The organism is Polaromonas sp. P4_F6, from assembly GCF_056401275.1.
This window is the reverse complement of the sequence record NZ_JBFUJQ010000011.1, coordinates 24,148-47,143: the sequence shown is the minus strand read 5'-3', so window position 1 is coordinate 47,143 and position 22,996 is coordinate 24,148. Positions and strand designations below refer to the sequence as shown.

Here is a 22,996-nt window from a genome sequence, read left to right as displayed (position 1 = left end):
CGCGGCAAGCACCGGCAGGCTGCGGAAAAAATGGGCAAAGCCCCTGATGAAGATGTTGACACAGAAATGAAATCGGGACACCCTATGCTTTTTTCAGGCGGAACAGTCCTTCACGGGCCCCGGTTTTCGCCCCGGTTTCTTTTCAGCTGATCCCCCTTTCGTCAACCCGTCTCACTCGACATAACAAAGGAAAGCCAAATGAAATTATCCCGCCTGATGAGCCAGATTCTCGGCACCGGCCTGCTCGCCGCCAGCCTCAGTGGCGCCGCCTGGGCGCAAGACCAGAAGCTGCGCTTGATCACCTGGGCCGACTATGTGCCGGCCGACGTCGTGGCGCAGTTCAAGAAGGAAACCGGCATCGACGTCGAGCTGACCCTCTCGAACAACGAAGAGATGATCTCCAAGCTGCGCGCCACCGGCGGCGCCGGCTTTGACCTGGCCCAGCCCTCGCAGGACCGCATCACCGGCCCGCAGCAGGAGTTCGGCATCTACAAGCCCATGGACCTCAGCAAGATCAAGTCCGAGCTTTTCATCCCCTCCATGCTGGAGGCCACCAAAAAGAACACCACGCTGGACGGCAAGGTCTACGGCCTGCCGCACATCTGGGGCACCGACGGCCTGGTCGTCAACACCAAGCTGGCCAAGATGACGGACTACCCCGACCTCTGCAAGGCCGACGTCAAGGGCAAGACCGCCGTGCGCCTCAAACGCCCCACGCTGCTGGCCTTCGCCTTCGCTTCGGGCAAGGACCCGTTTGCGCTCTACAAAGACCCGAAAGCCTACGGCGCGCTGATGGACGAAGTCGGCAAGACCATGGTCGCCTGCAAGAGCAACATCAAGTTCTACTGGGACAACAAGGACCAGCTGCTCAACGGCATGCGCGCCGGCGAAGTCGTGGGCGCCATGATGTGGGACACCGGCGGCTGGAAGCTCAATGCCGAAAAACCCGAGATCCAGTACATCGCGCCCAAGTCCGGTGCGCTGGGCTGGATAGACACCTTCGCCATCCCCGCCAAGGGCCGCAACGATGCCGCCGCCTACGCCTGGATCAACTTCAACATGCGCCCTGAGATCGCCGCCAAGGTCGCGGGCTCGGCCGGCAACTTCACCGCCTCCAAGGGCGCCGACCAGCTGGCCGACCCCAAGCTCAAGGCCCAGTTCGCCGCCAGCTTCCCCGAAGCCGCGCTGAAAAACGTCAAGTGGTACCCCGCTGTGCCCGCCGGCATCGAGGACATCGAAGGCCGCGTACTAGACCGTATTAAAGCTGCCCAGTAAACGGCAAGCGGCCCACCCCCGGTGCACGCAGACCTGCAAGCCGAGCACGTCGGTAAAACCTACGCCGGCCAGCCCGCCGTGAAGGACTTGTCCTTCACGGTGGAGCGCGGCAGCTTTTTCTCCATCCTCGGCCCTTCGGGTTGCGGCAAGACCACGCTGCTGCGCATGATCGCCGGTTTTCTCTCGCCCGACGCGGGCCAGATCCACATAGGCGGCAAGCCCATGAACGGCGTGCCGCCCAACCAGCGGCCGGTCAACATGGTGTTCCAGCACCTGGCGCTGTTTCCCATGATGTCGGTCGGCGAGAACGTCGGCTACGGCCTGGCGCGGCGCGGCCTGTCGCGCATCGACATCGCGGCCAAGGTGGGCGCCATGCTCGAGCGCGTGAGCCTGCCCGGCATGCAGGACAAACGCGTCGACCAGCTCTCGGGCGGGCAGCGCCAGCGCGTGGCCATCGCGCGCAGCCTGGTGCTGGAGCCCACGCTGCTGCTGCTCGACGAACCTTTGGGCGCGCTGGACCTGAAGCTGCGCGAGCACATGAAGGTCGAGCTCAAGCAGCTGCAGGCGGCCTTCGGCACCACCTTTGTCTACATCACCCATGACCAGTCCGAGGCCCTGGTGCTGTCCGACCATGTGGCCGTGATGAACGCCGGCAGCTTTGAGCAGCTGGGCACGCCGCAGCAGCTGTATTACCAGCCGCAAACCCCGTTTGTGGCGGGTTTTGTGGGCGCCAACAACAAGCTCGCGGGCAGCACCGGCGCCGCGGGCGCGGAAGCCGGCAGCGTGGTCAAGCTCACCAGCGGCGAGGGCCTGGCCCTGCGCGCGCGCGCAGCCGGCCGGCTGCAGCCCAACCAGGCGGTGCAGGCTTTTGTGCGGCCCGAAGCCATCAGCCTGGCGCGCGACGCCACCGAGCTGCCGTCCAACCACACGGTCTATGCCGGCCAGGTGGAAAGCCTGCTGTTCGACGGCGCCAACTCGGCCGTGCTGCTGCGCGAAACCGCCAGCCGCACCGAGTTCCGCATCGCCCTGCCGCAGACCGGGCGCTTCGCCGACCTGCGCATAGGCGAGACCGTCGCCTTCAGCTTCGACCCCGAGCAGGCCGTCTGCTTCGGCAACGCCTGAGGCCGCCATGCCAGCCGCGGCCGTCCTGCCCTCCGCGCCCGGTTCAGGCAGCCGGGCCCAGGCCAGGCTGGTGCTGTTCCTGCTGCTGGCGCCGGCCCTGGTCTGGCTGCTGGGCCTGATCGTGTTGCCGCACATCGACCTGGCCGTGCTCTCGCTGCGCGTGCGTGTCGCCCCGCGCGAATACGCGCCCAGCCTGGCGCAATACCGCACCTTTGTCGAGGAGCCGCTGTACTGGCACACCTTTGTGCGCACGGCGCTGATGTCCATCCTGGCCACCGGCATCACGCTGCTGCTGGCCTTCCCGATTGCCTGGACCATTGCCAAGCTGGTGCGCGGGCGCGCCAAGTCGCTGCTGCTGGTGATGTGTCTGATCCCCTTCTGGGTCAGCGAAACCGTGCGCACCCTGGGCTGGATGATTCTGCTGCGCGAATCCGGCGTGCTGCCGGCCGTGCTGGTGCAACTGGGCCTCACCGATGCGCCGGTGGAGCTGCTCTACCGCGACGCCACCATCCTGGTCGGCCTGGTCTATACCTCCATGCTCTTCATGGTGGTGCCGCTGATCAGCGCGCTCGAAAGCCTGGACGACTCGCTGGTGGAAGCCGCCTATGACCTGGGCGGCAACGGCCCGTCCATCCTGTGGCAAATCGTTATCCCGCACGCCGCGCCCGGCATACTGGCCGGCTGCATCGTGGTCTTTATGCTGACCCTGGGCAACTACCTCACGCCCACCTTGCTGGGCGGCAAAAATTCGCTGTGGTTCACCGAGCAGATCTACACCCAGTTCATCACGCGCTTTAACTGGGAGCAGGGCGCGGCCTTTGGCTTTTTGCTGCTGGGGCTGTCGACCGCCATCGTCTGGCTGGGGTTGAAACTGACCGGCCAGAAGTTCGGCGAAGTGATGCGGCGCTCATGACCATGGAGCCCACCGCATGATCGCCTCCCTGCCCCGCCCGGCCTGGCTGCGCGCCGGCACGGTGGCTTATGCCCTGGTGTTTTTTGCCTTTTTGTTTTTGCCGCTGCTGGTGGTGGCGGTGTTTGCTTTTAACGACGCGCCCTATCCGGCGCCGCCCTGGCGCGGTTTCACCCTGGACTGGTTTTTCGGCGGCAAGCCCGGCCGCACCGGCCTGTTTGCCGACGGCCCGCTGCTGGCCAGCCTCTGGACCAGCGTGGTGGTGGCCGCCTGGGTCACCGTGCTGGCGGTGCTGGTCGGCACCTGCAATGCCTTTTTGATAGAACGCGCCCGCTTCCCGGGCAAGCAGGCTTTGTCCTTCCTGATGCTGGCGCCGCTGGTGATCCCGGGCGTGATTTTGGGCATCTCCATCCTGGCCTTTGCCAGCCGCCTGGCGCAGCTGACCGACAGCTGGTGGGGCCTGGAGCTGGATTTTTTGCGCCCCGGCCTGCCGCTGGTGGTGATAGGCCAGTTTTCCTACATCGTCTCCATTGCCACCCTGATCATCACCGCGCGCCTGAAACGTTTTGACATCACCCTGGAAGAAGCCGCCTACAACCTGGGCGCCTCGCGCACCGCCGTCTTCACCACCATCACCCTGCCGTATTTAAAGCCCGCGCTGGTCGGCGCTGCGGCTATCTCTTTCCTGATGTCGTTTGAGAACTTCAACACCACGCTGATGCTGGTCGGCTCCGACGCGCCGCTGACCGTCATGATGTACGGCCGCATGCGCGAAGGCGCGACGCCGGCGCTCAATGCGGTCAGCCTGTTCCTGATGCTGGCCTCGGCCGCGCTGGCGCTGACTTTGCTGCGCAAGCCCGCTGACGGCGCCGGGCGCTGATCCTGCACCCCAAAACGGGGATTTTTATCCGCAGATTACGCAGATTTCCACAGATTGAAGAGAAGGAAAGAGAAGGGGTTTGCGCTCAAAACCTGATATCCGTCCCATACCCCCGGCCGTATGGCTTTCCTTCAAGATGGTTTTAATCTGTGTAAATCTGCGAAATCTGCGGATGTACTCTCTTTACAAACCCCTCCCCACAGATAGCCAAATCCCGTGCATGGATGCACAAATCGTGATACGGTGCAGCTGTGAATACGGGGCGTTCGCTCCCGTACCAGCCCGGTTTTGACACTTTGTACCCCAGAGGTGAACGGATGCGCAGGCCAGCCCTTTACAGCAGCTCAAACCGCCCGGCGCAAGGCGCGGCTGACGCCCAGGCGCAGCCGGCCGGCGAGGCCGCCGGTGACCCCACCCTCTCCCCCGCACCCCTTCCCCCCTCCCGCTTCCCCCGCGCCGCCCGCCTGGCCGGCTACCTGGCGCGCCACCAGCTCTACCTGCTGTGGTCCGTGGTCGGCCTGCTGGCCCTGCTGCTGGCGATCAGCTTTTCCTCGCCGCTGCGCCACCCGGCGCGCAAGCTGACCCAGGAAGACATCAACGCAGCCGTGCTCAAGACCCTGGAGACCACGGTGCTGCCCTCGCCCGGCACCAAGGCTTACGAGACCATCATCCCCTCGGTGGTGCGCATCACCGGCCTGGGCAAGGACAAGGACGGCAAGGAAGACGGCGAGCAGCGCAGCGTGGGCACCGGCGTCGTCATTGTCGACAAGGGCATCATCCTGACCAACCTGCACGTGGTGCAGAACGCCCAGATCATCAAGGTCACCTTTGCCGACGGGCTGGAGTCCACCGCCAGCATCACCGGCGTGCAGCCCGAGAACGACCTGGCCGTGCTGCAGGCCCACAAAATCCCCGACGACCTGATCGCCGCCACCATGCGCTCCACCGCCGACCTGGCCCCCGGCGACCAGGTCATGGCCGTGGGCTACCCCTTCGGCATAGGGCCCTCGGCCTCGCAGGGTGTCATTTCCGGCCTCAAGCGCAACTTCCGCTCGCCCGAAGGCAAGCAGATGATGAGCAACCTGATCCAGTTCGACGCCGCGGCCAACCCCGGCAACTCCGGCGGCCCGCTGGTCACCATGGACGGCGAGGTGGTCGGCATCGTCACCGCCATCTTCAACCCCAACCAGCAGCGCACCTTTGTCGGCATAGGTTTTGCGGTGCCGATTGAAAACGCCGCCTCGGCCGCCGGCATGCCGCCCTTCTGACGACAGCTTCACCGACCTGACCTCACCCCTCCCAAGGATTGACGCATGGACCACCAGACCCCAGAAAACGCCAACCACGACACCGCCCAGCTCATGGAGCAGATTCTTTACGAGGTCAAGCGTGTGGTCGTCGGGCAGGACCGCTTCCTCGAGCGCGTCATGGTCGCCATCCTGGCCCAGGGCCATCTGCTGGTCGAGGGTGTGCCCGGCCTGGCCAAGACCCTGACCATCAAGACCCTGGCCAACACCGTGCGGGGCCAGTTCAAGCGCATACAGTTCACGCCCGACCTGGTGCCGGCCGACCTGGTGGGCACCCGCATCTACAACCAGAAAACCGGCGAGTTCAGCACCTCGCTGGGCCCGGTCTTCACCAACCTGCTGCTGGCCGATGAAATCAACCGCGCGCCCGCCAAGGTGCAAAGCGCGCTGCTCGAAGTCATGCAGGAGCGCCAGGTCACGATTGCCGGCACCACCCACAAGGTGCCCGAGCCCTTCCTGGTCATGGCCACGCAAAACCCGATAGAAACCGAAGGCACCTACCCGCTGCCCGAGGCCCAGGTGGACCGCTTCATGATGAAGGTGCTGGTCGACTACCCGACCGACGAGGAAGAGTTTGTCATCGTCCAGCGCGTCACCGGCCCGGCCGTGGCCGTGAGCGCCGTCGCCACCACCGAGCAGCTCGCCGCCCTGCAGGCCGAATGCCGGCGCATTTACGTCGACCCTTCGCTGGTGCAGTACGCGGTGCGCCTGGTCTCGGCCACACGCACGCCCGTCAAGCATGGGCTCAAAGATTTGCAGCGCTTCATCACCTTCGGCGCCAGCCCGCGCGCCACCATCAATTTGACCGAAGGCGCGCGCGCCCTGGCCCTGCTGCGCGGCCGCAGCTATGCCCTGCCCGAAGACATGACGGACCTGGTGCCCGATGTGTTCAGGCACCGCTTGGTACTGTCGTATGAGGCGCTATCCGAAGGGCTATCCGCTGACGGCCTGATCGCCAAGATCATGGCCAAGATCCCGCCTCCGGCAAAACCGTTGGAACATGAAAAACTCGCCGCCTAGAAATGTGAGCCCCCACGCTCCGCCGCTTCGCGGGTCGCTGCCCCCCGAGGGGGCCGCTGCGCCTGCGGCCCGGCAAAGCCGGTTCCGCGGCCCCGACTTGGATGAAGCGCCCCTGCCATGAAAACCTCGCCGCCTGAATCCACAACCAAGCTCGCTTCGTCGGGAGCAGGCGCGGAGCAACTGCTGCGCCGGCTCGAGTGGACCGTGCTGCGCCGCCTGGACGGCCTGCTGCAGGGCGACTACCGCACGCTGCTGCGCGGCACCGGCATGGACCTGGCCGACCTGCGCGAATACCAGCACCATGACGACGTGCGCCACATCGACTGGAACGTCACCGCGCGCCTGGAACAACCCCATGTGCGCGTCTTCACCGAAGACCGCGAGATGAGCGCCTGGTTTTTGCTGGACCTCAGCCCCTCCATGGACTTCGGCTCCAGCGAACAGCGCAAGCGCAATGTCTCGGCCGAATTTGTCGCCGTGCTGGCCCGCATGCTGACCCGCCACGGCAACCGCGTGGGCGCCATGCTCTATGGCTCGGGTGTCGACGCGGTGATCCCCGCGCGCGGCGGCCGCCACCATGTGCTGCATTTGCTGCACACCCTGCAGGCCCGACCTGAAATCACCGAGTTGCGCACCACCCGCCTGCATGAGCTGCTCGAGTCCGCCGCCAACCTGCTGCGCCGGCGCTCCACCGTGTTTGTGGTGTCCGACTTCATCAGCGAACCCGGCTGGGAAAAACCTTTGGGCCAGCTGGCCCGCCGCCACGAGGTCGTGGCCGTGCGCCTGCTGGACCCGCTGGAGCTGGACCTGCCCGACCTGGGCCTGATCCCGATACGCGACGCCGAAACCGGCGAACAATTGCTGGTCGACACCCATGACGCGGGTTTCCGCAAACGCTTTGCGCGCATCGCCGCCCAGCGCGAGGCCGAGTTAAGGCAAGCCCTGGCGCGCGCCGGCGTCGACGCGCTGGAGCTGTCCACCGACGACAACCTGATCGACGCCATCATGCGCTTTACCGAACTGCGCAAGCGCCGCAGCCGCAGCACCGGCGCGGGCGGCAATGCATTGCCCGCCCACCTCAAGCGCGCTGCCTGAGCCGACCCAAGGACCTCCCATCATGAACTTCAGCGGGTTCACCTCCTTTTTGGCCAAACTGCCTTGGCCGACCTTTTTGTGGCCGGAATTTTTGTGGCTGCTGCTCGTGATTCCGCTGCTGGTGCTGGTCTACATCTGGCTGCTGCGCCGCAAGAAAAAAATGGCATTGCGCTATGCCAGCCTCTCCATCGTGCGCGAAGCCATGGGCCGCGGCCAGGGCTTCAGGCGCCATGTGCCGCCCCTGCTGTTTCTGCTGTCCATCGCCGCCATGCTGGTCGCGGCCTCGCGCCCCTTTGCCGTCATCAGCCTGCCCTCGCAGCGCGAAACCATCATCCTGGCCATGGACGTCTCGGGCAGCATGCGCGCCGCCGACGTGTTGCCCAACCGCCTGGTCGCCGCGCAAAACGCCGCCAAAGCCTTCCTCGCCGATCTGCCGCGCAATGTGCGCGTGGGCATAGTCGCCTTTGCCGGCACCGCCTCCGTCGTGCAGCAACCCACACTCAGCCGCGAGGACCTAGTGGTTGCGATCGACAAGTTCCAGCTGCAGCGCGGCACCGCGATCGGCAACGGCATCGTCGTTTCGCTGGCCGAACTCTTCCCCGATGCCGGCATTGATTTGGCCTCCATGCAATACGGCCGCGAAAAACCGCGCGGCACCTCCATAGACCAGGCCCTAAACCCCGACAAAAACGCCGCCGCCAAAAAAGAGTTTGTCCCCGTCGCCCCCGGCTCCTACACCTCAGGCGCCATCATCCTGCTGACCGACGGCCAGCGCACCACAGGCGTGGATTCTTTAGACGCCGCCAAAGCCGCCGCCGATCGCGGCGTGCGTGTCTACACCGTGGGTGTGGGCACGGTGGACGGCGAAACGATTGGCTTTGAGGGCTGGTCCATGCGGGTCAAGCTGGACGAAGAGACTCTCAAAGGCATCGCCCGCACCACGCAGGCCGAGTACTTCTATGCCGGCACCGCGGCGGACTTGAAGAAGGTCTATGAGACGCTCAGTTCGCGCCTCGCGATTGAGAAAAAAGAGACCGAGATTTCCGGGCTGCTGGCGCTGCTGGCGGCTGCGTTGGCGCTGGTGTCGGCTAGTTTGTCGCTGCTTTGGTTTAATCGGATTCTTTGAGGGCTGTAGCGCCTCCGCGTGTCGAAGACTAGGGTGCGAGGCCTAGTGTCCAGCCGATATGACATAAAGGCAAAGCGACGGGCATCGCAGAGTCCGACCGGGCAGAATTACTGTTAGCTGGTCCGAAATACAGCGAAATCTTCTGTCTTGGCTAGTCCATATTGAGGATGCAGCCCAGAAACCCACCACCTAAAATCTGCGGCTAGACGTAGTTCACTGAACCCGCGAGGGCTATTTCGACCATGAATCTCAACGCAAATCCCGCCGCGAAAGACCTCAAGTGCCTGATCGCCGCAGCGGATGACTCTGCGGGTCATCACATTCTTTGGGTTGATATCAATGGCGACGTGTATTTGAATTGTCTGTTCCCCGATGTCTCGCCCGTGGGGTTCGAAGAAAAAGTCGCCAAAGTTCTAAAACTGCGCTATGAGACGTGGAACCAGGGAGCCGGATACGTCGGCCCCGAGGTTGCGGAAGACGAGGAATTTGTGGCTCGCCTTTTCGCAAGCATGGTGAAGGAGTGGGCGGATCGGCCCAGTGGCAACCAGTCGGCGTACATCGATGATTATTGATTGCAGTTGAAGTGACGCTAGTGAGGCGGCCGTGTCAGCGGCCCGATTTGCAATCGTGTTGGCATTCCTTCGACGCACAGACAACCAAGGACTTCTCATGGCACTTGCTGATTCATATGTTCAGACCTATGGGCAACTTGCAGAAGTATTCAAGCGACTATCGGAAGGCCAGGCGCCGGACAAGTTGACACGTCAATACCTTAAGGATCTCGGTTTTGCATCGACCAATTTTCACGCGGTAATCCCGCTTTTAAAGGCACTGGGATTTCTTGGCTCAGATGGCTCACCCACAACTCGATATCACGCTTATCGTGATCAATCACAGAGTCGCACCGTTCTAGGTCAGGCTCTTCGTGAGGCCTATAGCGACCTGTTTACGATTAAAGCTAATCCGACGCAGGCTGACCGAACTCTGATTGAGGGCAAATTTAAGAGTGCACACAATGCGACTGAGAGAACGGCGCAATTGATGGCTAGCACCTTCTATGCGCTTCTTGCACTTGCTGACGTGAGTGTGCCAGCCGCAAAGCCGAGCACTGAAACAAAATCGGCGATCGAGGTCGAGGCGCCCCCAGAAAAGCAGCAAAAAGAACCCCCTTCAAATTTTCACAGACCGACTCTTCACTACAACATTCAAATCCATCTGCCTGCGACCAAAGATGTTGAAGTTTTCAACGCAATTTTCAAATCACTGCGGGAGCATCTCCTTGACTAGTCAACGCAAGGATTTGCGAGACTTCATGTTTCGTGGCTTGATGTTTGAGTCGGAAGCTACGGGGTTTCAATCCGCCGGCATACAAGTTGGCGCAGATATTGGTCAAGCTGAAGAGCGATTGTTGTCCGAAGCCTTATCCCCCTTTGGCGTAGTCCGTCGTAACCAAGCACTGGAGATGGCACGGTTGTACGCAGTTCTCCATTGCTTCGAAAATGAGGTTCGTTCGCTGATTCGCGAAACTTTATCGGAGAAGGAGGGGGCGGATTGGCTTGCCAAGCTCCCAGCTAAGGTAAGGCAATTCGCTGAGAGTCGACAGAAAGCGGCGCTCACTGATTCGTGGTTAGAAGGCGAAAAGACGGACATGCTTGGTTTCATCGATTTTGGGCATCTTTCACAGATCATCATCGACAAATGGCAATTCTTCGAAGACATCATGCCTTCGCAACACTGGCTTAAGCAGCGGATGGATGAGCTGGAAAAAGTGCGGAATTTCATTGCGCACAATCGGGGTTTGCTGCCATCTGAGTTTGCGCGCGTCTATATGTACATTGGTGATTGGAATCGTGTGGTTGGACTGTGAATGCTGGCTGTTGCAACCTGCTGCAGGCAGAAAAATTCGCACATGACACTGCAAAAAACACAATTCAACACTATCACCGACAAAAGTTCATTGCGTATCCTCCGTGCAAAATTTCAGGAATCCTTCGTAGTTGCCTTTCACGATGGCCGCGTTGGCCTTTTTCGGAATCTCTTCGCGGCTTTCTGGCATCAAGAAGTCTCCTCTGCTTGAGCGTTCTTCCAAAGTCTGCTCACGTCAACACAGGGGTGTGTCGATCAACTGGCCGCACAGCATGTATGTAGGTGACAGGCGTTCCGCGGAACGCGACCGGGACGGCATCACGCCGCTCCCCTAGCTCGGCCGATACCGCTCAACCACGTCGTTGTTCACAGCCCCATCGGCATTAAAGGCCTGCCTCACGGCACCCACAATGGCTTCCCACACACCCGCCTGGGCCAGCACCGGCATTTCCTTGGCGAGTACGTTGCTCAGCTGGTCCTGGTTCTGCTCCATGGACCGCAAAAGTCGGTCCGCCTGGTGGTCGGGCATCTCAACGACTTCCTTGATGGCGGCCCGTGCACGCTGGTGGCTGCGCAGGTATTTCGATTCCTCGCGCATCTGTTCGGTCAGCGTGCGGGCGATTACCTTGGACAGGTAGACCACATGCGGGCCCAGGTCGGGGTAACGCCAGGTGGGCCGCGCCAGGTCGTGGGCTTCAAAGACGAGGTTTGAAGTCACACCATCAGGATAGGTGGTCTGCACCTTGGCAAACTCCACCTGCTCGCGGATGGCCGTCATCAAGGGGCCTGACACCTGGTCGAGCACCTGGTCATAGGCGCGGCGCTCGCCGGCATCGGAGGTGATCACGGCGGATACGGGCAGGATCACCGGCTCCGGGATCACGCCATCCCGGCGCAGCACATCGTTGACCAGAAAACGATGGACACGGCCATTGCCGTCGGCCATGGGGTGGATATAAACAAAGGCAAATGCGGCCACAGCGCTGCGCAGAACCGGCGACTGCCCCTGGGTGCGGTCCAGAAAGGCCTGCAAGCCCTCCAGCATGTCTTGCAGGTCCACCACGGGCGGCGCCACGTAGTGCACCACCTCCTGGTACCGGACTGTCTCGCCCACAAAGACCGGCGACTGGCGCACGCCGGCCCGCGCCACGGTGGTCAGGGGGCCCAGGATTTCCTGCTGCAGTTCCGCCAGGGTGGCATCGGTGAGCGGAGGAAGCGGGCCTTGTCCGGTACGCCTGGCCATGACATCGGCAAAACGCTGAATCCGGGTGGCCCGGTCAGCTTCCCCTTCAATGGCAAAGCTGGCTTTGCTTTCACGCAAGGTCATCCAGGCCGCGGCGCGCAGCAGCAGCTCTTCGCCGAACTCCGCGGAAAGTTCTCCAAAGAGTGCGGGAACATCCAATGCCGCGGCCGTGTTGAGCGCCTCCGTCTTGGCCACGATGGGGCAAAAGAAGCGCGTGCCCGGCAAGTTGTCGTTGACTCTCCACCGGGGCACTTTCACCGCCTTGTCGGGAGAGGCAGCCAGCAGGCTTTCATCGTCGATCGCATCGACATAGTTGCCCCTCAGGCCCTCTGGAGCATGCAGTTCTTCGCCGGTGAGCCACTCATAGAAAAAAGAGGCACGGCGGGCATACATCCCGGTGGGCTCTCGCAAGACCCACATCTGCAGCGGATCTGGCCCCATCTTTTTAAAAAGCCTGGCCAGGAACTCCAGGTGCGGCACTTCATGGCGCAGATGGAAATACAGGTGGTCCGCGAATTCCGCAGGGGGGCGCATTCTTTCGGGGAAGGTTTCCAGGCGGAAGCCGCCCTCTACCCGGGTGGCGCGTCTGTAGCCGATCTGGCTCATGACGGGAAGACGCGCGAGCGGGCGAACGCCAAACTCCCTGGCCAGCCAGGCCGCCCCAATCGGGTCCTCAGGAAATGGGTATTGATCGAAATCGTTCATCATGCTGCGGCTGCTGGACATGTTCAAAAATGATTAGAAATGAACTCGGATGAGCTTTAGTGACTTTCAGGTGTTTAATTTTGATTACAAATAAGCATTTTTACCCAAAAACAATTATTTGGCCAGCTCCTGGCGGCTGTTAAGCCGCAGCACCCCTGCCCTCAGCCAAGTCCTACACCCAAAGCTGAAACCCAGAGCTGGCACGCCAACCCCACAAGCCTAGCCTGAGAGACATCAGCCAGCCGGCCGTACACCCGCCGCCGGCCCCAGGAGGACTTGCCATGAAACTCATGCCGCAACTGGCCTTTAACGGAAACTGCCGCCAGGCCTTTGAGCATTACGAAAAGCTGCTCAGGGGCAAGATCACCCTCATGAATGCCTTGGGCGAGACCCAGGATGTTCCGCTGCCGCCGGGCTCCAAGCCTTCGGCGCCCGAGCACATCCGTTTTGCGCAGTTGGAGGTCGGCGACTGGGCCTTGCTGGGCAACGATGTGCCGCCCGACGAGTTCAAGCCCATGCGCGGCTTTAACATCGCCCTGCATTGCCGCAGTGTGGCCGAGGCCACGCGCATCTTTGACGGCCTGGCCGAAGGCGGCGAGGTCAAGGCGCCGCTCACGCGGGTGGCCTGGGCCGCGCGTTTTGGCCAGCTGGTGGACCGCTTTGGCGTGCCCTGGCTGGTTCTGGCTGTGGCTGATTAATGCATCTATCCGCAGATGTCGCAGATGAACACAGATGAAAAGCCATCACTATGCAGGCCGATGTAGCCGGCATGTGGGACGGGACACCCGAAAAAAACCTTCTCTTCAATCTGCGTAAATCTGCGTAATCTGCGGATAAACCCGAATTAATGTATGATGCACATCATGCGAAACGCAAAACACCCCAAAATCAATGCCAGGACCGCCGCCAAGGAGGCCTCGCACGAACGCATCGTCTCCGTGGCCGCGCGGGCGATACGCCGCAGTGGTTATGGCGGCACGGGTGTCGCCGACATCATGAAAGAGGCCGGCCTGACGCATGGCGGCTTTTACGCCCACTTCGCCTCGCGCGAGGCCATGCTGGCCGAAGCCGCGACCCGGGCCTGTGCCGAGGCTGCCGCCCTGGTGGCGGGTGTGGCGGCCGCCACGCCGCCCGATGAGGCTTTGGCGACCATGGTGAGTGCTTACCTTTCGCCCGAACATGTGGCCCAGGTGGAAATGGGCTGCCCGCTGGCCGCGCTGGGTTCCGAGACGCCGCGCCAGGCGCCCGAGGTGCGCCGCGCCACGACGCGCCACATCAAGGAAATGATTGACCTGGTTGCGCGCCAGTCGCCCGACTGGGGCCAGCCCGGCGCCCATGAACGCGCACTCGTGACGGTGTCCACCATGGTCGGCACCCTGCTGCTGGCGCGCGCGGTCGACGAACCCGCGCTGGCGGGCAGCCTGTGCGAGGCTGCGATCAAGCAGCTGACGCCCGCCTCCGTTTGATTTCTCCCTGAAGTACGCCCGCCTTTTTTCTTCGCCCTTATATATGACAAGCATCATGCCAAACACAGTTCACACCGAAAGAGAAGCACCATGAACACCCCCAACAAGATTGCCCTCGTGACAGGCGCCTCCTCGGGCATAGGCGAAGCGACCGCGCTGCGGCTGGTGAAAGCCGGCTACAAGGTCTACGGCACCAGCCGGCGCGGCGCACTGGCGGGCCAAGCCAAACCGTTTGAAATGCTGGCCCTGGACGTGACCCAGGATGAATCGGCTGAGGCCGCGGTGCGGACGCTGATCGCGCGCGAGGGTCGCATAGACCTGCTGGTCAACAACGCGGGTTTTGGGGTTGCGCCGGCCGGGGCTGAAGAAAGCTCCATCGCGCAGGCCCAGGCGATTTTTGACACCAATTTTTTCGGGTTGGTGCGCATGACCCGGGCCGTGCTGCCGCATATGCGGCGCCAGGGCAGCGGCCGCATCCTCAACATGAGCTCGGTGTTCGGCTTTTTGCCCATGCCTTATATGGCGCTGTATGCCGCGACCAAACATGCGGTGGAAGGTTATTCCGAGTCGCTGGACCATGAGCTGCGCACACGCGGCATACGCGTGTCGGTCATAGAGCCGGCGAATACGAATACGAAGTTCGATGCCAACCTGCTGCAGCCCGACGAGAAGCTCGAGGCCTACCGCGAGGCCCGTGCGGCTGTGACGCAAAAGATGAACGAATTAGTCGAGCAAGGCGACAAGCCCTCCGTGGTGGCCGACACCGTGCTGAAGGCTGCCCTCGCGCCCAACCCCAAGCTGCGCTACACGGCAGGCGCCCGCGCGGGCGGCCTGCAATGGCTGCGCCGCTTCGCGCCGGCTGCTCTGGTCGATGCCGGTATCCGTAAAAACCTGCAGCTGGATGCGGCGGCGGCGCCGCTGCCGCGCACGCCGGCTCTCGGCAAATAAACCCTCCAAGGAAAACACATGAAAGCCTTTGTCCTGGACCGATACGGCAAAAAAGCCGCATTACGCCTGGCGGAACTGCCCGAGCCGGCGCTGCGCGAGGACGAAGTCCTGGTGCAAGTCCATGCCGCGGGCGTGAACCTGCTGGATTCCAAGATCCGTGGCGGCGAGTTCAAGCTCATCCTGCCCTATCGCCTGCCGCTGGTCCTGGGCCATGACGTGGCTGGGGTGGTCGTCAAGGTCGGCCCGCGCGTGCGGCAGTTCAGGATTGGCGATGAGGTCTATGCGCGGCCCGATGATTTCCGCATCGGCACGTTTGCGGAGTTTGTCCCGGTCAAGGAAGCCTCGCTGGCGCACAAGCCCGCCAGCCTCACCATGGAAGAGGCCGCCTCGATCCCGCTGGTGGCCTTGACGGCCTGGCAGGCGTTGGTCGAGAAAGCCGGCCTGAAGAAAGGACAGAAGGTGTTTATCCAGGCCGGCTCGGGCGGTGTGGGCACGATTGCAATCCAGCTGGCCAAGCACCTGGGTGCGACTGTGGCCACAACCACCAGCGCAGCCAATGTGGCGCTGGTGAAGCGCCTGGGCGCCGACGTGGTGATCGACTACCGGACGCAGGACTTTGAAGATGTGCTGCAGGGCTACGACGTGGTGCTCAACAGCCAGGACGGCAAGACGCTGGCCAAGTCGCTGGGTGTGCTCAAGCCCGGCGGCAAGCTGGTGTCCATCTCGGGGCCGCCTGATCCAGAGTTTGGCAAGGAGATCAAGGCCTCCGGCTTTGTGAAGCTGGTGACGCGGCTGCTGAGCGCCGGCGTCCGGCGCAAGGCCAGGGGCCGCGGTGTGGGCTATTCCTTCCTCTTTATGCGGGCCAACGGCAGCCAGCTGCGCGAGATCACCGGCCTGCTGGATGCCGGCGTGATACGCCCCGTGGTGGACCGGGTCTTTCCCTTTGAAGCGACCAACGAGGCCATGGCCTATGTGGAAACCGGCCGCGCCAAAGGCAAGGTGGTCATCAAGCTTCGCTGAGTTTTTTGTTCGTGCCGGTTCGGGTGGAAGCCGGCAGCCGGATTGTGTGTTCCCCACTTGTCATTTTTTTCTGGAGAAGTTTATGAAGATCAAAGATTCCGTCGTCCTCGTCACCGGTGCCAATCGCGGTATAGGCCTGGCTTTTGCGCGCGAGCTGCTGGCGCGCGGCGCGCGCAAGGTGTATGCGGCCGCGCGCGACCCGGCCACCATCACCCTGCCCGGCGTGCAGGCCCTGAAGCTTGACGTGACCAAGCCGGACGAGGTGGCGGCCGCCGCGGCGCTGGCATCGGATGTGACGCTGGTGATCAACAACGCGGGCGTGGGCAAGCCGGGCGGCTTCCTGGCGGCCGACAGCGAAGAGACCTCGCACCGCATGCTGGAGACCAACTTCTTTGGTGTGCTGCGCATGAGCAAGGCTTTTGCGCCCGTGCTCAAGGCCAACGGCGGCGGCGGTTTGCTCAATGTGCTGTCGATTGTGTCGTGGGTCAACGGCGGTGAACTCGCGGCCTATGCGGCCAGCAAGTCCGCGGCCTGGTCGCTCACCAATTCGCTGCGCCATGAACTCGCCGCGCAAAAGACCCAGGTGCTGGGCCTGCACATGGGTTATGTGGACACCGATTTGATTCGTGATTTCGACGTGCCCAAGAGCAGCCCCGAGGACATCGTCAAACGCGCGCTGGACGGCCTGGAGGCCGGCGCCGATGAAGTGCTGGGCGATGAGATGACCCAACAGGTCAAGCAGGGGATGACGGCGCCGCGGCCCAGCTACCTGCCGCAGCCAGGCTGAAGTGAAACGGGGCTGGACCGGCCAGTCCCCACTTCCCGGCCGCAGCTTAGCGTTTGGGTTTGGTGACCTCGTGGCCGATCACGCCGCCGACGGCGGCACCGCCCACGGTGCCCAAGGCACTGCCGCCGGTCAGCGCCGAGCCGGCCACACCGCCGACACCGGCGCCGATCAGGGTGTTGCGGTCCTGGGTCGACATGCCGCTGCAGCCCGTCAGGGCGGCCAGTGAAATCGCAGCCGCGCAAATTGCGCTGTGTTTGATGCTGATCATTTTTATCTCCTTGAAGTGGATGAAAATTTGAAGAGCGATAAATGCCGCTTGACTGGTTACGCCATCAATCCGCCTTCACCTGAATGAACGGTTCATCGTTCGTGCCTGCCAACAAGCCAGGGCGATGAACTCTTCATTGCTGGTTTATTCATGCTAGGACGCTGGTTTTTCAGAGGTGTAGGACGAAATGCCGTATCGCTGAGGACCGAGTCCGATCCGGGGCGGCGTCATTTCGCACGCGGGCCGCAGGTCGCGGCAGCACGCGCCACCCCGTCGGTGCTACGCCGCCCGGGGTGCACAGTCCCTTGAGATGCAGTAGAGTAGCCCGCTATGCCGCTGCATGCCCATGCCTTTGCCTTCATTTGCCAAAACCAGGCGTCTTATGCGAAGTGACATTTTTCGCATTGTGTGCGGCCTTGTCTCACTGGCCGCGGGGCTTGTCTGGGTCCTCTTCCTGCTTCTTTTCGGCGGCGAGTTTGTTGCCGAGCTTCGGTCGTTTTCGTCGAGGCCATTGGGTATCGTCCCCGCTTTCCTGCTCTCCGCGCTTGCACTGGGCTTCGTCATCCTGTTTGCCGCCGGCATCATGTCCATGCGAGCCGGGCCGCCAAGACCGCGGCTGTGGCTCACATGCATCGTGGCCGGCCTGGTCACATGCCTGGCTGGCTGGTGGTTTATGGGCGGCCCTGCGATCCAGAAACCGGACGTACACACGTCCCGGCTCTCGTTCGAAGCGTCCGGCGGAGCATGAGCTTGTTTGCTGTACATCCGGAGCCACAACAATCTTTTTCACCAGACACATGAGCGAAGTACCGTCGCCGCCCTTGTCGGCATACGCCAAGTTTTCCCTGGCGCTGGCCGGGGTCTTGCTGCTGCCGGCCTTATGGTCGCTCTTCAGCGCCATTGTGTCGGCTGCGTCCACCGGGCAAGTTCTGGTCATCAGCGTTGGACGCACCGAAACCGCCAGAGAACTCGTCCCGTGGATCAAGGGCTGGCCGCGATTTGTCGCGCCCGTCGTCATCAGCGCATCCCTGCTGCTCTGGTCCTCGGCGCATCGCTTGCCTCGCAGCGCCTGGTGGCTGTCGGCCGCCATGTCCGCCCTGGGCCTTGCGCTCCTGCTGTTTTCGAAGTGGTTCACTAGTTGGCACGGTGCCATCTGGTTCGTCGGCATGGCCGCATTTGTGGCCGCCACGCTCTATATCGGGAAGCGCTTCGGCGGCCTTGCCGCACTGGTGGTCATTCTTCTTGTCTTCAGCGTCGTCGTGTGGCGCATCACCAGCGCGGCCTGACGCGGCGAACCAGATATCGCATCCCTACAGCCACCCCTGCATGAAGGCAAGCCGCTTTCTTGATGGTTTTTGCAGTGTTGGAAATTGCCGACTTGGCCGAACTTTGTTCTTATAAATCCTCGCCTCCCATGCGATGATCCGCGCGCTGAAAACCGTGAATCATATGTTGACGTAGTTGTTGACGTCGGGTTTCAACAACAAATGGGGTAAACATGAACAGTTCTTACCGGGTGGTCTGGAGCCCGGCGCATCAATCATGGGTGGCGGTGCCGGAAACGGCGGCAGGCAGGGGCAAGACCTCGGTCAAGCTACCCGGCAGGCAAGCACCCTCTTCTCTCCTGGTGACCCGCCTCTCGCCCCTGGCCGCGGCGCTGCTGTTTGTTTTTGCCGGCGGTGCGCTGCATGAAGCGCGAGCGGCCACTTACACCGCCGCTACGCAGGCCGAACTGATCACGGCCATCAACCAGGCCAATGCGGACGGCGATGCCTCCTCCACCATCAACCTGACGGCCAACCTGGCGATCACCACGCCCGCGCTGATCCCGGCGGTGACCAAGGCGCTGACCATTGCGCCCGGCGCGTTCACGATGACCACAACGGGCAACGGGACCTTGAATGCCTCCGCAGGCGTTCCGTTGACGATCACCGGCAAGGTGGCCGTTACCGGCGCGTTGACGCAGACAGGCGCGGGCAGCACCGTCCTGACCGGCACCGGCAGCACCGTCGCCCTCGCCCTCCGCGTCTCGGCTGGCGAACTGCGCGTTGCAAATGGCGGCCAGATCACCTTCGGCGGGCTGACGCTGGATGGCAACAACGCGACGGTGACGGTCACCGGTGCCGGGTCCAGGATGGACTCGCCCCTGCAGGGGGCTACGATGGAGTCGGTGGCAGGCACCACCCTGAATATCGAGAACGGCGGCCAGTTTGCGGCCAACACCCTGACCGCGGTGAACACGGCGGGCACCACGGCCACGATCAACGTGACGGGCGCCAATTCACGATTGACCAGCGGCAACTTTTTCACGCCGCGGGGACTCGCTTTCATCAACGTCACCAACGGCGGAAGAATACAGAGCGGTTTTGTGAGCGCGGGCGGCAACGTGGCGATCCCGCAGGGTGGAACCAGCACGATTGTTGTCTCGGGCGCGGGATCGCGCTGGGACAGCACGAGTACCTTCAACATGCATCGCGGCACCTTGTCCATTCTGGATGGGGGTGTTGTCAGCGTCAACGCAGTGAATCTCTCGGCGGCCGCCGCAACGGCCTCCAGCACGCTGGTTTCGGGCGCGGGTTCCGAACTGATCTCTACCGGCAACATCGCATTGGGTAGCTCCGGAGACGGTTCGCTGACGATTGCCAACGGCGGCCGGGTCACGACCAATGGCGGCGCGGGCACCCTCAACGTCGCGTTGAATGCGGCCGGCAGGGACACGCTCAACATTGGCGGCGCCAGCGGCCAGGCCGCCACGGGGGCCGGCACGCTGAATGCGGCGCTGGTGCAGTTTGGCGCGGGCACCGACCTGCTGAACTTCAACCATACCGATGCGAGCTACACCTTCAACCCGGTGATCGCCGGCAATGGCTCGGTGGTGCTCAACGGCCCGGGCACCACCGTGTTCGGCGGCGCCAACACCTATACCGGCAGCACCACCATCAACGCCGGCACCTTGCGCGCCGGCGGCCTGAACCGCCTGTCCGCAGCCTCGGCCCATACCGTAGCCGCGGGCGGCACGCTGGACCTGGCGGGTTTCAGCCAGACGCTGCCATCACTGAACAACAGCGGCATGGTGTCGACGGCAGGCGCCGCCCCCGGCACCAGTCTGACCGTGACCGGCGCCTATGTGGGCAATGGCGGCACCTTGCGCCTGGGCACCACGCTGGGCGCCAGCAGCAGCCCGACCGACCGCTTGATTTTGAACGGCGCGGGCGCAAGCGCCAGCGGCAACACCAGCATCCAGCTCGTCAACTTCGGCGGCCTGGGCGCGCAGACCAGCGGCAACGGCATCGCCGTCGTGACGGCACAGGGCGGTGCGACCACCACGGCCACCGCCTTCACGCTGGCCAACGGCCATGTGGACGCCGGCATTTATGAGTACCAGCTCTACCGGGGCACGGCCGACCAGAACTGGTACCTGCGCTCGGAAGCCGGCGTGCCACCCGCCACCGTGCCCACCTACCGCGCCGAAGTGCCGCTGCTGTCGGCCCTGCCTACCCATGTGCGCCTGGCCGACACCGCGATGCTGGGCAACCGCAACCTGCGCGGCGGCGATGCATCCGTGGGCACCAGCGACAAAGCTGTGATTGGACACAATGCCTGGGGCCGCCTGGTGTCCACCGACATCGACGTGACGCAGCCCGGCCTGGCCAGCCCCAACAGCGCGGGCCGGCTTAACGGTTTCCAGAGCGGCACGGATCTCGTCGCCAACACGAGCTGGCGCGCCGGTGTGTATGTGGGCGCGCTGGACGGCAGCGTGCAGGTCAGCGGTTTTGCCCGCGGCGTGCAAGGCCCCATCGGCAACAACAAGCTGCGCGCCCGCTACCTGGGCGGCTACGCGAGCTGGGAGACAGGCGGCGGCTTTTACGCCGACGCGGTGCTGCAGGCCGGCTACCAGGACTACACGCTGCGGCCCAGCGGCAACGCCTGGTCTTCGGCCCGGAGCAGCAGTTTGTTGACCTCCCTGGAAATCGGCCAGGCCTTTGCGATGGGCAATGGCTGGAGTGTGGAGCCGCAGCTGCAACTGGTTCACCAGCACATCAAGCTGGACGACCTGGCGCTCTCGGGCGCCGGTGTGCAGCAGGACAACCCCGACAGCCTGACCACACGAATCGGCGTGCGCGTGAAGACCGAGATGGGCACCGCCATGGGCGTCCTCAAGCCCTATGGCCGGCTGAACTTCTACCGCGCCTCCAGCGGCCTGGACACCGCGCGCTTCGGCAGCGGCGGCGCGACGACAGACGTCAGCACCCGCAGCGGCGGCAGCTGGACGGAAACAGCCCTGGGCGCGACCCTGGCTATCGACAAGACCTGGAGCGTGTACGGCGAAGTCGGCCGGCTGTTCAACAACGGCGGTGACGTGGCGGTGCGCAGTGATGTGAGTGCTTCGCTGGGCGTGACAGCGCGCTGGTAGGGGCCGTGCCGATGACCGGCTGGCCCCATTGCAAGCGCCGGTAAGATGGCGGCCTGGGCCAGAATCAGCGATCCTCAGGAGCTGTCATTGAAAGTTCAAGGTCAATGCCATTGCGGCGCGATTGAGTACGAAGCGCAAGTCCAGCCGGGCACCATCACGGTCTGCCATTGCACCGACTGCCAGACGCAGTCCGGCTCGGTATTTCGGGCCAACATTTCCGCACCCGCAAATACGTTCCGGCTGGTGAAGGGCACACCCCGGACCTACATCAAGACGGCGGCCAGCGGCTCCAAGCGCGTTCTCGCGTTTTGCGAGGTCTGCGGCAGTCCCCTGTATGCCTGCGCCGCGGAGAACCCGCAGGCCTACTCGCTGCGCATCGGCACGCTGAAACAGCGGCATGAATTGGGCGCCCCGCAGCGGCAAATCTGGACGCAGCGTTGTCTTTCATGGGTGGCGTTTCCGGCGGAACTGGAAGCTTTTGACGGCCAGCCGTGATGGCCGAAGTTTCCAGGCAACCCATGTCTTTTGAGCTGCAGTCCATTGTGAGCCGCGGCGGAATCAACCACGGCAGCACACATTTCAATGCAGCATCAACAGGTCGTTCAGCATGGCACGCATGATTCCATCCCTGGTCCTCGAGATGGTCGAGGAAGCTTCCAGCTCCGCCGGCTCTGACGTCTCCCCTTTCTGGTTATCAGACAGCGAGGGCACGCCGGAAGAAGGCATGTACCAGCTGGCGTCTGAGCTGGACGTCGAGAACGCCGACCCGCTGCTGGCCCAGCTCCCGCCCGGCTACAGGATGGTGTATTCAATTTTTTCGTGGGAAGCTAGCCGCGCCGGCGAGGGATTCAAGACGGGTACCGACAACTCGGGGCTGGCACTGGTGCAGGCCGCGGCAAAAGCCTATGCCGAAGCGGGCATGCCGGAAGAAGCCGCGGCGCTGGAGCGCATGCTGGCGCAGTATGTTCACACACCGCTGGACTATGACAGCATCGAGGCGGCGTACGAAGCGGTGGACAACCCCTACCAGGACGACTGGGAACGGATTCCGCGCCTGGTCAGGCATCTTTGCGAGAACGCGGACCGGTATTTTTATGTTGAGGCTTGAGCGTTGGCTCGAGTCACGAACAGTCCCCGCATACAAGCCCCTCCATTGAGCGAACCTTTCGAAAACTCACACACCCCCGGCATCAAACCTTATGGCACGTTCACGCAACGACTACGTCAAAAAGCGGGCCATCCGCTTTCAGAAATTGCGTGCCAGGCTGCTTGCCTGCTACCTTGTGCCCGGCATGGCTGCCTTGCTTGCGGCAATTGTTTCCGTTGTGATGGCCGCCTCTGCATGGCTGCAGCTTGGGATGTTCGGTATTGCCTTCACGCTTTTAGCGATTGGTGAAACAAAGTACCGATGCCCCGTCTGCAACCGTACTCCGCCTGGAAATTTCAATCCGAAGTCTTGTGGCTATTGCAAAACCGTCCTGCGGTGGCGCAGATGATCGAGTGGTACAAGTCCCTCGTGGCTCTGCTGTGTCAGCCTTGTCCTA

25 protein-coding genes are annotated in these 22,996 nt (G+C 62.9%); 23 read left to right on the top strand and 2 right to left on the bottom strand.

Annotated elements, in window-relative coordinates:
- Positions 1-198: 198 nt before the first annotated feature.
- The 12 genes from AC1DUN_RS21115 (at position 199) to AC1DUN_RS21060 (ending at position 10,812) form a co-directional block, all read left to right on the top strand.
- Positions 199-1,275: an extracellular solute-binding protein gene (locus tag AC1DUN_RS21115; RefSeq protein ID WP_477715696.1), complete on the top strand. Its 1,077-nt coding sequence runs from the start codon at positions 199-201 to the stop codon at positions 1,273-1,275.
- Positions 1,276-1,296: 21 nt separating this feature from the next.
- Entirely contained in the window at positions 1,297-2,397 is a 1,101-nt protein-coding gene (locus AC1DUN_RS21110; protein WP_477715695.1) for an ABC transporter ATP-binding protein, read from the top strand.
- A 7-nt stretch (positions 2,398-2,404) separates the two neighbouring features.
- On the top strand, positions 2,405-3,310 hold the full coding sequence (locus tag AC1DUN_RS21105; RefSeq protein WP_477715694.1) for an ABC transporter permease: 906 nt from the start codon (positions 2,405-2,407) through the stop codon (positions 3,308-3,310).
- Positions 3,311-3,326: 16 nt separating this feature from the next.
- Positions 3,327-4,187: an ABC transporter permease gene (locus AC1DUN_RS21100; protein ID WP_477715693.1), complete on the top strand. Its 861-nt coding sequence runs from the start codon at positions 3,327-3,329 to the stop codon at positions 4,185-4,187.
- 317 nt (positions 4,188-4,504) lie between these two features.
- On the top strand, positions 4,505-5,455 hold the full coding sequence (locus AC1DUN_RS21095) for a S1C family serine protease (RefSeq protein ID WP_477715692.1): 951 nt from the start codon (positions 4,505-4,507) through the stop codon (positions 5,453-5,455).
- 45 nt (positions 5,456-5,500) lie between these two features.
- Complete coding sequence (locus AC1DUN_RS21090) at positions 5,501-6,514, top strand: AAA family ATPase (RefSeq protein WP_477715691.1); 1,014 nt, start codon at positions 5,501-5,503, stop codon at positions 6,512-6,514.
- A gap of 117 nt (positions 6,515-6,631) precedes the next feature.
- On the top strand, positions 6,632-7,609 hold the full coding sequence (locus AC1DUN_RS21085; RefSeq protein ID WP_477715690.1) for a DUF58 domain-containing protein: 978 nt from the start codon (positions 6,632-6,634) through the stop codon (positions 7,607-7,609).
- A gap of 22 nt (positions 7,610-7,631) precedes the next feature.
- Positions 7,632-8,735 (top strand): VWA domain-containing protein, encoded by a 1,104-nt coding sequence (locus tag AC1DUN_RS21080; protein WP_477715689.1) that lies wholly within the window; start codon positions 7,632-7,634, stop codon positions 8,733-8,735.
- Positions 8,736-8,977: 242 nt separating this feature from the next.
- On the top strand, positions 8,978-9,307 hold the full coding sequence (locus AC1DUN_RS21075; RefSeq protein ID WP_477715688.1) for a hypothetical protein: 330 nt from the start codon (positions 8,978-8,980) through the stop codon (positions 9,305-9,307).
- Positions 9,308-9,404: 97 nt separating this feature from the next.
- Positions 9,405-10,022, top strand: a complete 618-nt coding sequence (locus AC1DUN_RS21070) for a DUF5343 domain-containing protein (RefSeq protein WP_477715687.1) — start codon at positions 9,405-9,407, stop codon at positions 10,020-10,022.
- Positions 10,015-10,602 carry a Swt1 family HEPN domain-containing protein gene (locus AC1DUN_RS21065; RefSeq protein WP_477715686.1) on the top strand — a complete coding sequence of 196 codons (588 nt, stop codon included), beginning with the start codon at positions 10,015-10,017 and terminating at the stop codon, positions 10,600-10,602. Before AC1DUN_RS21070 ends, AC1DUN_RS21065 begins: the two co-directional genes overlap by 8 nt.
- A 42-nt stretch (positions 10,603-10,644) precedes the next feature.
- The gene (locus AC1DUN_RS21060) at positions 10,645-10,812 is read left to right on the top strand and encodes a hypothetical protein (protein ID WP_477715685.1); all 168 of its coding nucleotides are present in this window, start codon (positions 10,645-10,647) and stop codon (positions 10,810-10,812) included.
- Between the two features lie 120 nt (positions 10,813-10,932).
- Here AC1DUN_RS21060 and AC1DUN_RS21055 read toward each other — a convergent pair whose 3' ends face one another.
- Positions 10,933-12,570 (bottom strand): Fic family protein, encoded by a 1,638-nt coding sequence (locus tag AC1DUN_RS21055; protein WP_477715684.1) that lies wholly within the window; start codon positions 12,568-12,570, stop codon positions 10,933-10,935.
- Positions 12,571-12,830: 260 nt separating this feature from the next.
- On the opposite strand from AC1DUN_RS21055, the gene AC1DUN_RS21050 reads away from it, so the two are divergent.
- From AC1DUN_RS21050 to AC1DUN_RS21030, 5 genes are all read left to right on the top strand, one after another.
- On the top strand, positions 12,831-13,247 hold the full coding sequence (locus AC1DUN_RS21050; RefSeq protein ID WP_477715683.1) for a VOC family protein: 417 nt from the start codon (positions 12,831-12,833) through the stop codon (positions 13,245-13,247).
- Between the two features lie 153 nt (positions 13,248-13,400).
- Entirely contained in the window at positions 13,401-14,015 is a 615-nt protein-coding gene (locus tag AC1DUN_RS21045) for a TetR/AcrR family transcriptional regulator (RefSeq protein ID WP_477715682.1), read from the top strand.
- Positions 14,016-14,105: 90 nt separating this feature from the next.
- The gene (locus tag AC1DUN_RS21040) at positions 14,106-14,963 is read left to right on the top strand and encodes an oxidoreductase (RefSeq protein ID WP_477715681.1); all 858 of its coding nucleotides are present in this window, start codon (positions 14,106-14,108) and stop codon (positions 14,961-14,963) included.
- Positions 14,964-14,981: 18 nt separating this feature from the next.
- The gene (locus AC1DUN_RS21035; RefSeq protein ID WP_477715680.1) at positions 14,982-15,983 is read left to right on the top strand and encodes an NADP-dependent oxidoreductase; all 1,002 of its coding nucleotides are present in this window, start codon (positions 14,982-14,984) and stop codon (positions 15,981-15,983) included.
- 82 nt (positions 15,984-16,065) lie between these two features.
- Positions 16,066-16,770, top strand: a complete 705-nt coding sequence (locus AC1DUN_RS21030; RefSeq protein WP_477715679.1) for an SDR family oxidoreductase — start codon at positions 16,066-16,068, stop codon at positions 16,768-16,770.
- A gap of 46 nt (positions 16,771-16,816) precedes the next feature.
- On the opposite strand, the gene AC1DUN_RS21025 is transcribed toward AC1DUN_RS21030, so the two are convergent.
- A complete protein-coding gene (locus AC1DUN_RS21025; RefSeq protein ID WP_477715678.1) occupies positions 16,817-17,038 on the bottom strand; it encodes a glycine zipper 2TM domain-containing protein in 222 nt (73 codons plus the stop codon).
- 382 nt (positions 17,039-17,420) lie between these two features.
- On the opposite strand from AC1DUN_RS21025, the gene AC1DUN_RS21020 reads away from it, so the two are divergent.
- The 6 genes from AC1DUN_RS21020 to AC1DUN_RS20995 all read left to right on the top strand — a co-directional run bounded on the left by AC1DUN_RS21020 (position 17,421) and on the right by AC1DUN_RS20995 (position 22,948).
- Entirely contained in the window at positions 17,421-17,786 is a 366-nt protein-coding gene (locus tag AC1DUN_RS21020) for a hypothetical protein (protein ID WP_477715677.1), read from the top strand.
- A 49-nt stretch (positions 17,787-17,835) separates the two neighbouring features.
- Positions 17,836-18,324, top strand: a complete 489-nt coding sequence (locus AC1DUN_RS21015; RefSeq protein WP_477715676.1) for a hypothetical protein — start codon at positions 17,836-17,838, stop codon at positions 18,322-18,324.
- Between the two features lie 212 nt (positions 18,325-18,536).
- The gene (locus tag AC1DUN_RS21010) at positions 18,537-21,452 is read left to right on the top strand and encodes an autotransporter outer membrane beta-barrel domain-containing protein (protein WP_477715675.1); all 2,916 of its coding nucleotides are present in this window, start codon (positions 18,537-18,539) and stop codon (positions 21,450-21,452) included.
- A gap of 87 nt (positions 21,453-21,539) precedes the next feature.
- Positions 21,540-21,947, top strand: coding sequence for a GFA family protein (locus tag AC1DUN_RS21005; RefSeq protein ID WP_477715770.1), 408 nt, complete (start codon positions 21,540-21,542; stop codon positions 21,945-21,947).
- 112 nt (positions 21,948-22,059) lie between these two features.
- Positions 22,060-22,560 (top strand): DMP19 family protein, encoded by a 501-nt coding sequence (locus AC1DUN_RS21000; RefSeq protein ID WP_477715674.1) that lies wholly within the window; start codon positions 22,060-22,062, stop codon positions 22,558-22,560.
- 91 nt (positions 22,561-22,651) lie between these two features.
- Positions 22,652-22,948 carry a hypothetical protein gene (locus tag AC1DUN_RS20995; protein ID WP_477715673.1) on the top strand — a complete coding sequence of 99 codons (297 nt, stop codon included), beginning with the start codon at positions 22,652-22,654 and terminating at the stop codon, positions 22,946-22,948.
- The last annotated feature ends 48 nt before the right edge of the window (positions 22,949-22,996 follow it).